The sequence below is a fragment of the Herbaspirillum sp. WGmk3 genome, assembly GCF_023952535.1.
GTDB classification, from domain to species: Bacteria; Pseudomonadota; Gammaproteobacteria; order Burkholderiales; family Burkholderiaceae_D; genus Herbaspirillum; species Herbaspirillum huttiense.
Genome location: NZ_JAKYWT010000002.1, coordinates 792,168 through 806,351, shown reverse-complemented (window position 1 = coordinate 806,351; position 14,184 = coordinate 792,168). Strand labels below are relative to the sequence as shown.

The 14,184-nt window shown below is 61.6% G+C and carries 12 protein-coding genes and 1 tRNA gene; 6 read left to right on the top strand and 7 right to left on the bottom strand.

Annotated features, from left to right (window positions below; genetic code table 11):
- Nucleotides 1-67: 67 nt before the first annotated feature.
- The 4 genes from MKD49_RS09480 to MKD49_RS09465 all read right to left on the bottom strand — a co-directional run bounded on the left by MKD49_RS09480 (nucleotide 68) and on the right by MKD49_RS09465 (nucleotide 4,264).
- Nucleotides 68-2,329 (bottom strand): bifunctional (p)ppGpp synthetase/guanosine-3',5'-bis(diphosphate) 3'-pyrophosphohydrolase, encoded by a 2,262-nt coding sequence (locus MKD49_RS09480; protein ID WP_121039895.1) that lies wholly within the window; start codon nucleotides 2,327-2,329, stop codon nucleotides 68-70.
- A 35-nt stretch (nucleotides 2,330-2,364) separates the two neighbouring features.
- Entirely contained in the window at nucleotides 2,365-2,568 is a 204-nt protein-coding gene (gene rpoZ, locus MKD49_RS09475; protein ID WP_008328299.1) for a DNA-directed RNA polymerase subunit omega, read from the bottom strand.
- Nucleotides 2,569-2,643: 75 nt separating this feature from the next.
- Nucleotides 2,644-3,282, bottom strand: coding sequence for a guanylate kinase (gene gmk / locus MKD49_RS09470; RefSeq protein WP_039788345.1), 639 nt, complete (start codon nucleotides 3,280-3,282; stop codon nucleotides 2,644-2,646).
- A 67-nt stretch (nucleotides 3,283-3,349) separates the two neighbouring features.
- Nucleotides 3,350-4,264: a YicC/YloC family endoribonuclease gene (locus tag MKD49_RS09465; protein WP_121039897.1), complete on the bottom strand. Its 915-nt coding sequence runs from the start codon at nucleotides 4,262-4,264 to the stop codon at nucleotides 3,350-3,352.
- 315 nt (nucleotides 4,265-4,579) lie between these two features.
- Here MKD49_RS09465 and rph point away from each other — a divergent pair, with 315 nt between their 5' ends.
- From rph to sodC, 6 genes are all read left to right on the top strand, one after another.
- Nucleotides 4,580-5,308, top strand: coding sequence for a ribonuclease PH (gene rph / locus MKD49_RS09460; protein ID WP_204725408.1), 729 nt, complete (start codon nucleotides 4,580-4,582; stop codon nucleotides 5,306-5,308).
- A 153-nt stretch (nucleotides 5,309-5,461) separates the two neighbouring features.
- Entirely contained in the window at nucleotides 5,462-6,052 is a 591-nt protein-coding gene (rdgB, locus tag MKD49_RS09455; protein WP_252696160.1) for an RdgB/HAM1 family non-canonical purine NTP pyrophosphatase, read from the top strand.
- Nucleotides 6,049-7,293, top strand: a complete 1,245-nt coding sequence (gene hemW, locus MKD49_RS09450) for a radical SAM family heme chaperone HemW (RefSeq protein WP_252696159.1) — start codon at nucleotides 6,049-6,051, stop codon at nucleotides 7,291-7,293. The genes rdgB and hemW overlap by 4 nt, the downstream gene beginning before the upstream one ends.
- Nucleotides 7,294-7,434: 141 nt before the next feature.
- On the top strand, nucleotides 7,435-8,634 hold the full coding sequence (locus tag MKD49_RS09445; protein WP_252696158.1) for an EAL and HDOD domain-containing protein: 1,200 nt from the start codon (nucleotides 7,435-7,437) through the stop codon (nucleotides 8,632-8,634).
- Nucleotides 8,635-8,639: 5 nt separating this feature from the next.
- Nucleotides 8,640-10,712, top strand: coding sequence for a bifunctional diguanylate cyclase/phosphodiesterase (locus tag MKD49_RS09440; protein WP_121039907.1), 2,073 nt, complete (start codon nucleotides 8,640-8,642; stop codon nucleotides 10,710-10,712).
- Nucleotides 10,713-10,971: 259 nt separating this feature from the next.
- Entirely contained in the window at nucleotides 10,972-11,508 is a 537-nt protein-coding gene (gene sodC / locus MKD49_RS09435; protein WP_034335522.1) for a superoxide dismutase family protein, read from the top strand.
- 264 nt (nucleotides 11,509-11,772) lie between these two features.
- Here the strand turns inward: sodC and MKD49_RS09430 are convergent.
- The 3 genes from MKD49_RS09430 to MKD49_RS09420 all read right to left on the bottom strand — a co-directional run bounded on the left by MKD49_RS09430 (nucleotide 11,773) and on the right by MKD49_RS09420 (nucleotide 14,070).
- Nucleotides 11,773-11,866 (bottom strand) — tRNA-Ser (locus tag MKD49_RS09430).
- A gap of 143 nt (nucleotides 11,867-12,009) precedes the next feature.
- The gene (locus MKD49_RS09425; RefSeq protein WP_006462578.1) at nucleotides 12,010-13,263 is read right to left on the bottom strand and encodes an aspartate kinase; all 1,254 of its coding nucleotides are present in this window, start codon (nucleotides 13,261-13,263) and stop codon (nucleotides 12,010-12,012) included.
- A 528-nt stretch (nucleotides 13,264-13,791) separates the two neighbouring features.
- Nucleotides 13,792-14,070 carry a DUF4148 domain-containing protein gene (locus tag MKD49_RS09420; protein WP_034329281.1) on the bottom strand — a complete coding sequence of 93 codons (279 nt, stop codon included), beginning with the start codon at nucleotides 14,068-14,070 and terminating at the stop codon, nucleotides 13,792-13,794.
- Nucleotides 14,071-14,184: the final 114 nt, after the last annotated feature.

Below are 14,184 nucleotides of genomic sequence, written 5' to 3'. Positions count from 1 at the left end.
CAAAACGAATGCCGGAAAAGACAAACGCCCGCATCAGCGGGCGTTTGGGGAGGGGGGCCGAGCAGGATCAGCCGCGTTCGCGCAGGATACGTGCGACGCTGTCGATCTTGCGGATGCCGCGCATCAGGCGCGCCAGGTGCACGCGATCTTCGACCTGGATGGTGAAGCGCAGATACTTCATCGAAGCATTGCCGCCTTCGTCATCCATGGCCACCGAGACGATGTTGGCATCGGACTCGCCGATCTCGGCAGCGATGCGCGCCAGCGTGCCGCGCTCGTTGTGGATCAGGATGGTGATGCGGCAATCGAAGCGGCGATTGAGATCGTGGCCCCAGACCAGGTCGATCCAGCGGTCCGGTTCCTTCTCGTGCAGCCGCTTGGCGGTCTCGCACTCCTGGGTATGCACGATCAGAGTCTGGTCCGGCTTCAAATAGCCGGTCAGGCGATCGCCCGGGATCGGCATACAGCAGGACGACAGTTGCGCCGAGGCCCCTTCGCTGCCGGTGATGACCACCGGGTCCGGCTTGTTGGGCAGCATGTGGCCTTCCGGATCGAGCTGCGGCACGCTCACGCCGGTATCCATCATGGTCATGATGTGTCGTGCCACCAGCGGGGCCATGCGGGTGCCGATGCCGATCTCGGCATACAGGTCATCCATGGTCTTGGCGCTGGATTCGTTGAGCAGGCGTTCGACGATATGGGAAGGAAGTTCGGGTTCGATGCCCAGCGTATGAAGAGCGTTGCCCAACAAGCGGCGTCCGACGGCTTGCGACTCGACCTTGTTGGCCGTGCGCAGGCGGTGGCGGATGGCCGAACGGGCCTTGCCGGTGCGCACGTAGCCCAGCCAGTTGGGGCTGGGGCGCGAGGTCGGCGAGGTGATGATCTCGACGATGTCGCCGTTGTGCAGCTCTGAGCGCAGCGCGGCCGGTTCGTGGTTGATGATGGCCGACGTGGTCTGGTCGCCGATGTCGGTGTGGATGCTGTAGGCGAAATCGAGCGCCGTGGCACCACGGGGCAGGGCGATGATCTTCGATTTGGGCGTGAAGACGTAGACCGAATCCGGGAACAGGTCGACCTTGACGTGCTCCAGGAACTCGGCTGAATCGCCAGTCTGCTTCTGGATGTCCAGCAGCGACTGCAGCCAGGCGTGGGTGCGCTGCTGCAGGTCGGTGAGGCTGCCTTCGTCGTCCTTGTAGAGCCAGTGGGCGGCCACGCCGGATTCGGCCACGCGGTGCATGTCGGTGGTGCGGATCTGGAACTCCACCGGGGTGCCGTAGGGGCCGATCAGGGTCGTGTGCAGCGACTGGTAGCCATTCAACTTGGGAATGGCAATGTAATCCTTGAACTTGCCCGGCATGGGCTTGAACAGGGAGTGCAGGGTGCCCAGCGCCACGTAGCAGTTGGCGAAGCTGTCCACCACCACGCGGAAGCCGTACACGTCCAGTACCTGCGAGAAGCTCAGGTGCTTGTTGCGCATCTTGCGATAGATGCCGTAGAGGGTCTTTTCGCGGCCATCGACCTGGGCCGGGATGCCGGCGGCGATCAGGGTGCTGGTGACCGATTCCATGATCTTGGTCACCACTTCGCGGCGGTTGCCGCGCGCGGCCTTGACGGCCTTGAGCAGGGTGCGATGGCGCAGCGGATGCAGGTGCGCGAAGGACAGCTCCTGCAGCTCGCGGTAGATGTTGTTGAGGCCCAGGCGGTGCGCGATGGGCACGTAGACTTCCATGGTCTCGCGCGAGATGCGGCGCTTCTTCTCGGGCGGCATGGAGCCCAGCGTGCGCATGTTGTGCAGGCGGTCGGCCAGCTTGACCAGGATCACCCGCACGTCGCGCGCCATGGCCAGCAGCATCTTGCGGAAGTTTTCCGCCTGCGCCTCGACCTGGCTCTGGAATTCGATCTTGTCCAGCTTGGAGAGGCCATCCACCAGTGAGGCCACGGAGGCGCCGAAGCGCTCGATCAGCTCTTCCTTCTTGACGCCCTGGTCTTCCATCACATCGTGCAGGAAGGCCGCCATCATGGCCTGGGCGTCGAGCTTCCATTCGGCGCAGATCTCGGCCACTGCCAGCGGATGCGAGATGTAGGGCTCGCCGGACTTGCGCATCTGGCCCAGGTGCATCTCGTCGGCGAAGCGATAGGCTTCCTTGACCTTCTTCAGTTCGGAAGGGGTCAGGTACTCTTCGAGCTTGGGGATCAGATGCGCGAAAGTCGCCACGCCGCTATGGGCGGCAGGGGCGACTTCGAGGGGAGTTGCGGTGCGGCCGGAACCGGCGGCACGTTTGGAGCTAGCAGCGGCTGATAAGGTGGAGTCGGTAGTGGTGAGGCTCATACTTGTCCGTTATCAGCTTCATGGACGGACCAGGATCAGGCCGGAACCTTCTTGAGCATCTCGATACCGACTTTGCCAGCGGCGATTTCGCGCAGGGCGGTCACGGTCGGCTTGTCCTTGGCTTCCACCTTCGGGGTGTGGCCTTGCAGCAGCTGGCGGGCACGGTAGGTGGCCGACAGGGTCAACTGGAAGCGGTTGGGGATCTGCTTGAGGCAATCTTCGATGGTAATGCGGGCCATGTGATACTCCTGAATGACGGTCTTGCTTGTGGATTGATGGGTCCGGCGCCGGGTTGCTGGTCTGGCTTGTGCGGCTTAGCTCGCGTGGATGCCCAGCTGGGTGAAGAGGTAGGCATTGCGGGCGGCTTGCTGCGGGAAGCGGCAGCGGGCGGCCTGGACGATTGCCGTCAGTTCGGACAAAGCGACGGCAAACTCTTGATTAATAATAACATATTCGAACTCCGGCGAGTGAGCGATTTCGCCGCCGGCGGCCAGGATGCGGCGCGTGATGACGTGTGGTTCGTCCTGTCCGCGCTTCTTCAGGCGCTCTTCCAGCGCGGCAATCGAAGGCGGCAGGATGAAGATGCCGATCGCATTGGTAAATTGTTTCTTCACCTGCTGGGCGCCTTGCCAGTCGATCTCCAGCAGGACGTCGGTACCGTTGGCGATCTGGTCGGCAATCATCAGGCGCGAGGTGCCGTAATAGTTGCCATGCACTTCGGCCCACTCAAGGAATTCGCCCTCGGCTTGGCGCTTCAGGAAATCTTCCACGTCAGTGAAATAATATTCACGGCCATGTTCTTCGCCCGGACGCGGTGCGCGGGTGGTGTAGGAGATGGACAGCTTGATGGCCGGTTCCTGCTTGAGCAGGGCGTTGACCAGGGTCGATTTGCCGGCGCCGGACGGGGCAACCACCATGAAAAGGCTACCGGATGTGGGTTTTTGGACGGGCATGGGGTCCTCGCTGAAAAATGTCTTTTAACTAATCAATATCGGTCGGAATGGGGCTGTGCGCCCGGGGTCATTCCAGATTCTGCACCTGCTCGCGCATCTGGTCGATGAGCAGCTTCAGTTCCATGGAGGCATCGGCCAGTTCCTTGACGGCGGCCTTGGAGCCGACCGTGTTGGCCTCGCGGTTCAGTTCCTGCATCATGAAATCGAGGCGCTTGCCGACCTGGCCGCCCTTTTTGAGGATGTGGCGGGTTTCGCCCAGGTGGGCCGACAGGCGTGCCAGTTCCTCGGCGATGTCGATGCGGATGCCGTAGAGGGTCACTTCCTGGCGGATGCGTTCCAGCGATTCCTCACGGGTGGCCACCGGCGTTGCGCCATTCTGCGTCTGCAGGGCCAGGCCCAGAGCTTCGGTCATGCGTTCGGTGGCCTTCTGCTGGAATTGTTCGACCAGTTGCGGCACCAGCGGGGTGATGCGGGCCACGATGGCTTCCATCGCATCCACCCGGGCCAGGATCACGGCCTGCAGGGCCGCACCTTCACGGGCGCGGGATTCGACGAAGGCGTCCAGGGTCTGCTGCATCGTGGCCAGGATGTCGGCTTGCAGGGTGTCCTGGCTGATCTCGGCTTCTTCCATCACGCCCGGCCAGCGCAGCAGTTCGTTGATCGACAGCGGGGCGGCGTCGGGGAACTGGGCGCGCAATTGGTCTTGCAGGCTGGCCAGCTGGCCTACCAGGGTGTGGTTCAGGGCCTGGCTGTTGCCACTGGCGACCTTGCGGCCGAAGGACAGGCGGCATTCCACTTTGCCGCGTACCAGGCGGCCCATGATGGCTTCGCGCAGCATCGGTTCGACCGCACGCAGGTCATCGTTGATGCGGAACTGCAGGTCGAGGAAGCGCGAATTGACGCTCTTCATTTCCAGGGTGACCGTGCCGGCAGTGGTTTCACGGGTGGTGACGGCATAGCCGGTCATGCTGTAGATGGTCAAGGTCGGGACTCCATAAAGCGGGCGGGCGGCGCAGCAGGGCGCGCCGGCGAATAAGGGTTGCGGGCGGGGCGGGCAGGGTGGCCAGGGAGGTAAATGGAGGATGCCGCGACGGCGGACATCGTGTTCCTTTACAATGCCGGACTTGAACGTTCCGGCACCGCCTGTGCGGCCTGCCCGGGTGCCACCCGGTCGGAGCCCGCATTTTAATGAAGTTTCGCGGCGCCGCGCTATCAAAAACATCAAACCGGCGGTTTTGGGGGCCAATTGGCCGCCCGCCATCCGCCCAGCCTCGCCCAGACCAAGACAAGGATCACCATGACAGCTTCCCATCGCCCCAGCGGCCGCAGCGTTTCGCAATTGCGCGACGTGCGCCTGACCCGCCAGTACACCAAGCACGCCGAAGGCTCGGTGCTGATCGAGTTCGGTGACACCCGCGTGCTCTGCACCGCCTCCATCGAGGAAAAGGTTCCCGGCTTCCTGAAGGGCAAGGGCCAGGGCTGGCTGACCGCCGAATACGGCATGCTGCCGCGCTCCACGCATACCCGCATGGACCGCGAAGCCGCCAAGGGCAAGCAATCCGGCCGTACCCAGGAGATCCAGCGCCTGATCGGCCGCGCCCTGCGTGCCGCCTTCGACCTGGAAGCCTTTGGCGAACGCACCCTGCAACTGGACTGCGACGTGCTGCAAGCCGATGGCGGCACCCGCACCGCCGCCATCACCGGGGCCATGGTGGCCGCCTATGACGCCTTCAACGTGCTGAAGTCGCGCGGCCTGATCGAAACCATTCCGGTCAAGCAGTTCGTGGCCGCGATTTCGGTCGGCGTCTACCAGGGCGTCCCGGTGCTCGATCTGGATTATCTGGAAGACTCGGATTGCGATACCGACATGAATGTGGTCATGACCGACGGCGGCCATTTCGTCGAAGTGCAGGGCACCGCCGAAGGCGCCGCCTTCGACCGCGCCACCCTCAACAACCTGCTGGACCTGGCCCAGCAGGGCATCGCCACGCTCAACGGCTTGCAGAAGCAGGCCCTGGGCCTGTAATCCCCGGCCACGCCGCGGCGCAAATCGCCGTACAATGCCGCCTAGAAGCGATATGAACAAAAACGCCATGTGCCGCACCGACATGGCGTTTTTCATTGGGGCGCAGCGGCTGTCATGCCCATCCCGCGCGCCTCGTCAAGATCAGGACCAGACATGCAACCCAAGCAAAAGATCGTGATGGCGTCCAACAACGCCGGCAAACTGAAGGAATTCGCCAGTCTCCTGGGCGACATCGGATTGGACGTGCGCCCGCAAGGCGAATTCGACGTGCCCGAAGCGGAAGAACCCTTCGGCACTTTCGTCGAGAACGCCCTGGCCAAGGCCCGCCATGCTGCCCGCCTGACCGGGCTGCCGGCGCTGGCCGATGATTCGGGCGTGTGCGTGAATGCCCTGGGCGGTGCGCCCGGCGTATATTCCGCCCGCTACGCCGGCGAACCCAAGTCGGACGCCAACAACAACGCCAAGCTCATCGCCGATCTGGCGGCCCATGCCGACAAGTCCGCTTACTATTACTGCGTGCTGGTCTACGTGCGCCATGCCGATGATCCGCAACCGGTCATCGCCGATGGCGTCTGGAAGGGCGAGATCATCGACCAACCGCGCGGGCAGGGCGGCTTCGGCTATGACCCGTATTTCCTGCTGCCCTCCCTGGGCAAGACGGCCGCTGAACTGACGGCCGCCGAAAAGAATGCCATCTCGCACCGTGGCCAGGCCTTGCATGCCTTGGTCGAGAAGCTGGCATGATCCCCATCAAGCCGATCCCGGCCTACATCCCGTCCGGCCAGGCGGCCAGCGGCCCGGCCCAGGCCGCGCTGGCCTTCCTGAAGCCCGGCAGCCTGCAGCTGACGGCTTTGCCGCCGCTGTCGCTGTACGTGCATTTCCCGTGGTGCGTGCGCAAGTGCCCGTATTGCGACTTCAATTCCCATGAGGTCAAGGGCAGTTTCCCTGAAGAAGCTTATCTGGATGCCCTGCGCAGCGACCTGGAGCAGTCGCTGCCGCTGATCTGGGGCCGCAAGATCCATACGATCTTCATCGGTGGCGGCACGCCCAGCCTGCTCTCGGCCGCCGGTCTGGATCGCTTGCTGTCGGACCTGCGCACCTTGCTGCCCTTCGATGGCGACATCGAGATCACCATGGAAGCCAATCCGGGAACGTTTGAAGCCGACAAGTTCCGCTCCTACCGGGATAGCGGCATCAGCCGCCTGTCGATCGGTATCCAGAGCTTCAACGGCCAGCACCTGCATGCCCTGGGCCGCATCCATGATGGCGACCAGGCGCGCAAGGCGGTGGAGATCGCGCAGGCCAACTTCGACAATTTCAACCTCGACCTGATGTACGCGCTGCCGCAGCAGACGCTGGCAGAGGCCAAGTCCGACATCGAAACGGCCATCGCCTTCGCGCCGCCGCACCTGTCGCTGTATCACCTGACGCTGGAGCCCAACACGCTCTTCGCCAAGTATCCGCCGCCGGTGCCGGATGACGATGCCAGCGCCGACATGCAGGACATGATTGCCGAGCTGACCACGGCTGCCGGTTACGTCAACTATGAGGTCTCGGCCTATGCCCAGCCCAAGCGGCGCGCCCGCCACAACCTCAATTACTGGCAATTCGGCGACTACCTGGGCATCGGCGCGGGGGCGCATTCCAAGCTCTCGTTCCCGCACCGCATCGTGCGCCAGATGCGTTACAAGCATCCCCAGTCCTATCTGGAGCATGCCAAAGCCGGCACGCCTGTCCAGGAAGAAGCGGAAATCGGCCGCGATGCCCTGGGCTTCGAATTCATGCTCAACGCCTTGCGCCTGACGGAAGGATTCTCACCGAATCTCTTCGCCGAGCGGACCGGCATGAGCCTGAACCAGATCGAAAAATCACTGAATCTGGCCGAGCAAAAAGGCATGTTGTATCGCGATCACGCTTTGATCCGGCCGACCGATCTTGGGCGTCGTTTTCTCAATGATTTGCAGGAAATTTTCTTGTCAGAATAAACCCATGTTGCAAGGTGGCTTTTATCGGGTATATTTAGAAAAAATTTAATTTTAATTAAGTATTCTGCTGGGAAACTTGTTAATATTTTTTTAACATTGCAGAGCGTCTCAGCAAATAATGCGGCGCGCCACGATAAAAATATGGCTGTTCAGGATAAAAGCGTTCCATTCCCACTCGTGTTTTTGCAGCCCGTTGCGGACGTCCACCACGTCTGGACCGCGCTGTCCTTGCATATTTCACCTGCGGTCGAAGACGACAATGCCTTGCTGTCTCGCTTGTTCAATGAATTTGATCTGCATGACGCACTGGGCGGACTGAGCTGCATCATCCCGGTGCGTGATCCTGCGGTCTTCGCGCCGGAATTCCGGCAAGAAATCCCGCAAGGGCAGCTCGCATTGCGCGTGCCGGTAGAGCATTGCGTGGACCCGGGCAAGATCGATGCGCTGGACTGGCTCTACAGCCGCGGCTTCGCCATCATCGCCGATGGCTTGCCGGCGCAGGGCGCGAGCGTTTTCCCCTTCGTTGAATCGATGGCGCTGGACGCCGGGGTGGGGCACCTGCCTGAAACCGGGCAATGGCTGCACCGCCTGCGTGGCCCGCACCTGGCCGAGAACGTGGGCGATGCCGTTCAGTTTGATGCCTGCCGGGTGGAAGGTTTCCGCTGGTTCTCTGGCGACTATGCCTTGCATCCCGACAGCCGCCTGTCGCAAAAGAATTCCATTTCCCGTGCGCGCCTGCTGAAATTGCTGGAGCTGGTGGCACGCGACGCCGATGCCAATGAACTGGAATCCCTGCTGAAGCAGGACCCGGCCTTGTCCTATCAGCTCTTCAAGCTGGTCAGCTCGGCCGCCTTCGGTTTCTCGGCCCATATCACCAATTTCACCCAGGCCATCAACCTGCTGGGCCGCCGCCAGCTGCAGCGCTGGCTGCAGTTGCTGCTGTATGCACGCTTCCCCGGCGACGAGTCTGCCAATCCGCTGCTGCCGCGTGCCGCGGCGCGCGCGGCGATGATGGAATCGATGGCGCAGAAGGTGGACTGCACCCAGGAAGAACTGGACCGCGCCTTCATCACCGGCATGTTCTCGCTGCTGGATATTTTGCTGGGCATGCCGCTCAACGACATCATCGAGCCGCTCAAGCTGCCGGTGGATATCGTCAATGCGCTGGTGTACCGTACCGGCCGGCTGGGCAAACTGCTGAACGTGGTCGAGCGCTCCGAAGATGGCCGCATTCCGCTGCGTCATGTCGACCTTGATGCAGCCGGTCTCGATGCCGAGGTGTGTTGCCGTTGTCTGATCCAGGCCTTCAATTGGGCCACGCGCGTCAGCACTGAGGCGTGATGACAATGATTTCCTCCGTGGGCACTGACGATCTGGCATGCTGTTCGGCACTGCTGGACGCCATGCAGAACCTGCAGGGCATGGCCTTGCATGCGGCACTCGGAGGGATTGCATCCGGTTTCCTCAAGCGTCCCGGTGGCCGCTATGTGGTCAGCCCGCCGCCGGAGTCGGCCAGCGGGCTGTGCCAGGTGGTGGAGCATGAGGGCGCGCGCTTCGGCCACTTCGTCTTTCCGGCGCTGACCCGCCCCTATACCGAACTGGAACGCACGCGTCTGGCGATGCTGGCGGCTTTCCTCGGCCGCCTGATGCAGCGCCGCGCCGAGACCGACAAGCGCGCCCGTTCGCTGGACCAGATCGAAGCCAAGCTGGAGCAGCAGGCGCAGATCCTCAATCAGATGCACGAGTCGGTCATCACCATGGACCCGGCCGGTTTCATCACCAGCTGGAACCGTGGGGCCGAGCAACTGTTCGGCTACAGCGCGCTGGAAGCCATCGGCCGCAACGTGCTGTTCCTCTACGAGAACGAAGAGGAAGAGGATTCGCTGCACGACTTGTTCCTGGAGCAGGGTGGCCGCGAGATGGAGGTGCGTCGCCGCAAGAAGTCCGGCGAGGTGTTCTGGGCCAGTCTGTCGCTGTCCGTGATGCGTGACCAGCACGGCCATCCGATTGGCCTGATCGGCTATCTCAACGACATCACCGAACGCAAGAACGCCGAAAAGCTGATCCATCATCTGGCCTACTACGATGCCCTGACCGGACTGCCCAACCGCACCTTGCTCACCCGCACCGTGGATCAGGCGCTGACCGAAGCACGGCATGAGAACATGCACGGCTGCGTGATGTTCATCGACCTGAATCGCTTCAAGCCCATCAACGACACGCTGGGCCACGTGGCCGGCGACATGCTGCTGGTGGAAGTGGCGATCCGCCTGCGCCGCGCCTTGCGCGAGCAGGATGTGGTGGCACGCCTGGGGGCGGATGAATTCGCGGTGGCGCTGTTCGACATCGACAAGGATTACCATCCCGGCTTCGTCGCCCAGAAATTGCTGGCCGTGTTTGATGATCCGTTCTTCATCGACGGCCATGAGCTGCGCGTGGGGGCCAGCATTGGCGTGAGCATGTATCCGGAAGACGCGACCGATACCGAAACCCTGCTGCGCCTGGCTGACATCGCCATGTACCGGGCCAAGCAGGGTGGCGACAACAACGAAAACGGCTACGTCTATTACAGCGAAGAGATGAATCGCAACACGCTGGATCTGTTGCGCATCGAAACCGGTTTGCTGCACGCCTTCGAATACAACGAATTGCTGCTGTACTACCAGCCCAAGGTGGATATGAACACCTTGGCGATCACCGGTGGCGAGGCCCTGGTGCGCTGGCAGCATCCGGAGCGCGGATTGCTTTTGCCGGGTGAGTTCATCCCGATTGCTGAAGAAACAGGCTTGATCGTGCAGTTGAGCGATTGGGTACTGGATGCCGTGTGCCGCCAGGCACGCTCGTGGAGGGATGCCGGCCTGGCTCCGATCCGCATCGCCCTGAACGTGACGGCGCGCGAATTCACCCGGTCCCTGCCGGACCGCGTGCGTGCGGCGCTGAATCGGCATTCACTCAGTGGCGACTGGCTGGAGCTGGAGATCACCGAAAGCATGCTGATGCACAGCACTGATCGCGTCATTTCCATCATGGAAAAGATCTGCAGCCTGGGCATCACGATTTCGCTGGATGACTTCGGGACTGGCTATTCCAGCCTCTCGTACCTGAAGCGCTTCCCCATCAATACGCTCAAGATCGACCGGTCCTTTACCATGGGCATTCCGGACGATACCAATGATTGCGCCATCGCCAGCGCCATCATCGGCATCGCCAAGCAATTGCGCCACAAGGTCATCGCCGAAGGGGTGGAGACGCAGAAACAATTGAACTTCCTGCGCGAAGCCGGTTGCAATGAATTGCAGGGCTATATCTTCTCGCGCCCGATTCCGGCGGTGGATTTCCACGCCATGCTGCTGGAGGGGCGGAAGCTCAACTTTGTGCCGGAAACGTCGGCTTCCGCTGAAGACCTTCCCGACCAATAAGGCTGGCCGCCGGTGCGTGGTGTTGCGCTGCCCGCCAACTGGCTGCTTCTCTTCCAGATTTCCCTGTTGTCCTGCGCCGCATGCGGTCCTATGCTGAAGGCCGTGTTGCGAGAGATTTAATCCCTTCGGGCATTCTCTCGAAGTTTTTCGGTCTGATGGGAGAATATTGTCCAGATATCATCAGCGATTTTTCTGGTTTTCGGCCTGCTGCCGTGTCAGTGCCTATTCTTCACCTTTCAACCAACGAAGGAGAACGATCATGAAACGACGTATTGCACAGCTGGCCTTGCTGGCCTGCGCATCAGCGGCTTCGGCTGCCATGGCTGCCGAAGCGCCGCTCAAGGTGGCGCTGAACCTGGTCAACGCGCAAGGGGTGGCGTCCCCGGCGGGCGAGGTGACCATCAGCGAGACGCCTTATGGGCTGCTGTTCCAGCCGGCCTTGTCGGGCTTGCCGGCGGGTGTGCATGGCTTCCATGTGCACCAGAATGCCTCCTGCGCGCCGCTGGAGAAGGATGGAAAGATGGAGCCGGCGCTCGCCGCCGGTGGGCATTGGGATCCGCAAAAGACCGGCAAGCATGAAGGTCCCTATGGCGAAGGCCATCTGGGTGACTTGCCGGCCTTGTATGTGACGGCCGATGGCAAGGCCGAGAATCCGGTCCTGGCCCCGCGCCTGAAGACGCTGGCCGAAGTGCGCGGACATGCGCTGATGGTGCATGTGGGCGGGGATAATCACTCGGATCATCCGGCTCCGCTGGGTGGCGGGGGTGTGCGACTGGCGTGCGGGGTGATTCAGTAAGCGTTCGTCCTGACATTCCATCAGGATGTGGATCAGGAAGTGCGTTCCAGCGGGCGCACTTCCTGTTCGATCCGCGCGCCGTGGTCACGCTGCTTGACCTTCAGATGGAGGGGTATTTGCTGGTTCAGTCAGGACCCAATCAGCAGCGAGAATTAAAGTTGCCCTGAACGAGTCGGAGAAAGCGGGGATTTTTCGAGTAAGAGATAAAGCCGGAAGGGAAAATGAAAAACGGGTCCATCAGGACCCGTTTTTCATTTGAAGCTTTGGCGGAGACGGAGGGATTCGAACCCTCGATACAGGTTTAAGCCCGTATGCTTCCTTAGCAGGGAAGTGCCTTCGACCACTCGGCCACGTCTCCACACTGAAGGCTGTTATCGCATTGCTGCGTTGCCTCAGCGAAGACCGAGATAATATCTTCTCATTTGCATCCGGTCAACAGTGGTCTTGCAAAAAATCACTGTTTTTTCAGCGGTGCGGTCTTCGCTTTGCGCGGTGCGTGATTTACTTGGCGCTGTCCAGGTCAAAGGCCTTGTGCAGGGCGCGCACGGCCAGTTCCATGTACTTCTCGTCGATCAGCACCGAGATCTTGATTTCCGAGGTGGAGATCATCTGGATGTTCACGCCTTCTTCCGACAGCGTGCGGAACATCTGCGAAGCGATGCCGACGTGGCTGCGCATGCCCACGCCGACCACCGAGACCTTGGAGACCTTGGTGTCGCCATTGATGGCGGCTGCGCCGATGTGTGCCTTGACGCTGCTGTTGAGCACTTCCACCGCCTTGGCGTATTCGGCGCGCGGCACGGTGAAGGTGAAGTCGGTCTTGCCTTCCACCGACTGGTTCTGGATGATCATGTCCACTTCGATGTTGGCGTCGGCCACCGGGCCCAGGATCTGGTAGGCGATGCCCGGACGGTCGGGTACGCCCAGCACGGTAATCTTGGCTTCGTCGCGGCTGAAGGCGATGCCGGTGATGGTTGCTTGTTCCATGTTCTTGTCTTCCTCAAACGAAATCAGGGTGCCGGAGGCGGCTTCTTCGGCCAGCGGCGTGAGCGGGTCGGTCAGCGACGACAGCACGCGGGTCGGCATCTTGTAGTTGCCGGCGAATTCCACGGAGCGGATCTGCAGGACCTTGGAACCCAGGGACGCCATTTCCAGCATCTCCTCGAAGGTCACGGTCTTCAGGCGCCGGGCATCGCTCACCACGCGCGGGTCGGTCGTGTATACACCATCCACGTCGGTGTAGATCAGGCATTCCGCCGCCTTGATGGCAGCGGCCACGGCCACGGCCGAGGTGTCCGAGCCGCCACGGCCCAGGGTGGTGATGTTGCCGTCGGCGTCCACGCCCTGGAACCCGGTGATCATGACGATCTTGCCAGCGTTCAGATCCTTGCGGACCTTGGCGTCATCGATGGAGCGGATGCGCGCCTTGGTGAAGGCCGAGTCGGTCTTGATGGGGACTTGCCAGCCGGCGTAGGAGACGGCTTGCTTGCCCAGCGCCTGCAGGGCGATGGCCAGCAGCGCCACCGAGACCTGTTCGCCGGTCGAGGCCAGCATGTCCAGTTCGCGGCCGTCGGGCTGGGCCATGATTTCCTTGGCCATGCCCAGCAGGCGGTTGGTTTCACCAGACATCGCCGAAGGCACGACAACGATCTGATGGCCGGCGTCGTGCCATTTGGCAACGCGCTTTGCGACATTCTGGATGCGCTCGATTGAGCCCATCGAGGTGCCGCCGTATTTGTGAACGTATAAAGCCATAGGGGATAAAAAAAGGTGGCCCGACTTTGACAAGAAAACCCTGAGCCAGGCGGGAAGGAACAAACCCTTGACTTTACATGCGGTGCGCCAAAATCTCAAGGAAAAGCTCGGTTTGACAAGGTTTTCCGGGGATTTTTGCATGTCGCATCGCAGCAAAAAAGCGCATTGAATGCATCAGTCATGCACGATCTGGCCGGCTCATGCGGTGAGAATGCACGTCACTTGCGACCATGGCGCGATCAGTGAAAAAAGAAGGGGAGCCAAACGAGGGGAGGAGGGAGGCTGGTGCACCAGCTGTCATGCGCCCGGCAAGACGTGGCGGCATGGCAGGTGGTGCTGCGGTACGGGGACTGCGGTACTGCGGGTAGTGCGTTGCTGCGGTATAGCTTCATCCTGGCACGGTGGTTCGGACGCAGGCGGTCGGCATTCGTTCGCGTTCATTCACGTTCAACGCGGGGCATGCGCCGGTGCGGAACACTGCCGTGGCGGAATCGGTCCATCCGGACATCGGATGTGGATCGGTTCCGATCAAGCGCCGCTATACAGGCTTTGTGCTGCGCTGTTGGCTTGTTGCACCTGGTTGGCGACATCCTGGCGGCTCAGTTGCGAGGGGGCTTGGCGGATGATGGGATATTCATTGCGCGTGGCGATCTCGTGATTGGCTTGAGCGCGTTGCAGTTCGGCCTTGACGTCAGCACGGGTCTGGGTCGAGTGGAACGGGGTTTCCGGCGGATACGGAGCTTCAGCCATGGCGGCACCAGCAGCGGCGAGCAGGGAGGCGGCAACGATGATGTTCTTGATGTTCATGATAATGTCCTCTGTTTGGGTAAGTGGGGGTTGCTCTTCTCCAGGGCCGGCGAGTCGCGGGAGTGATCCATGCTCTCCTTGTGGGAAAGCCCACTCGTGGGCGACCTGGTGAAG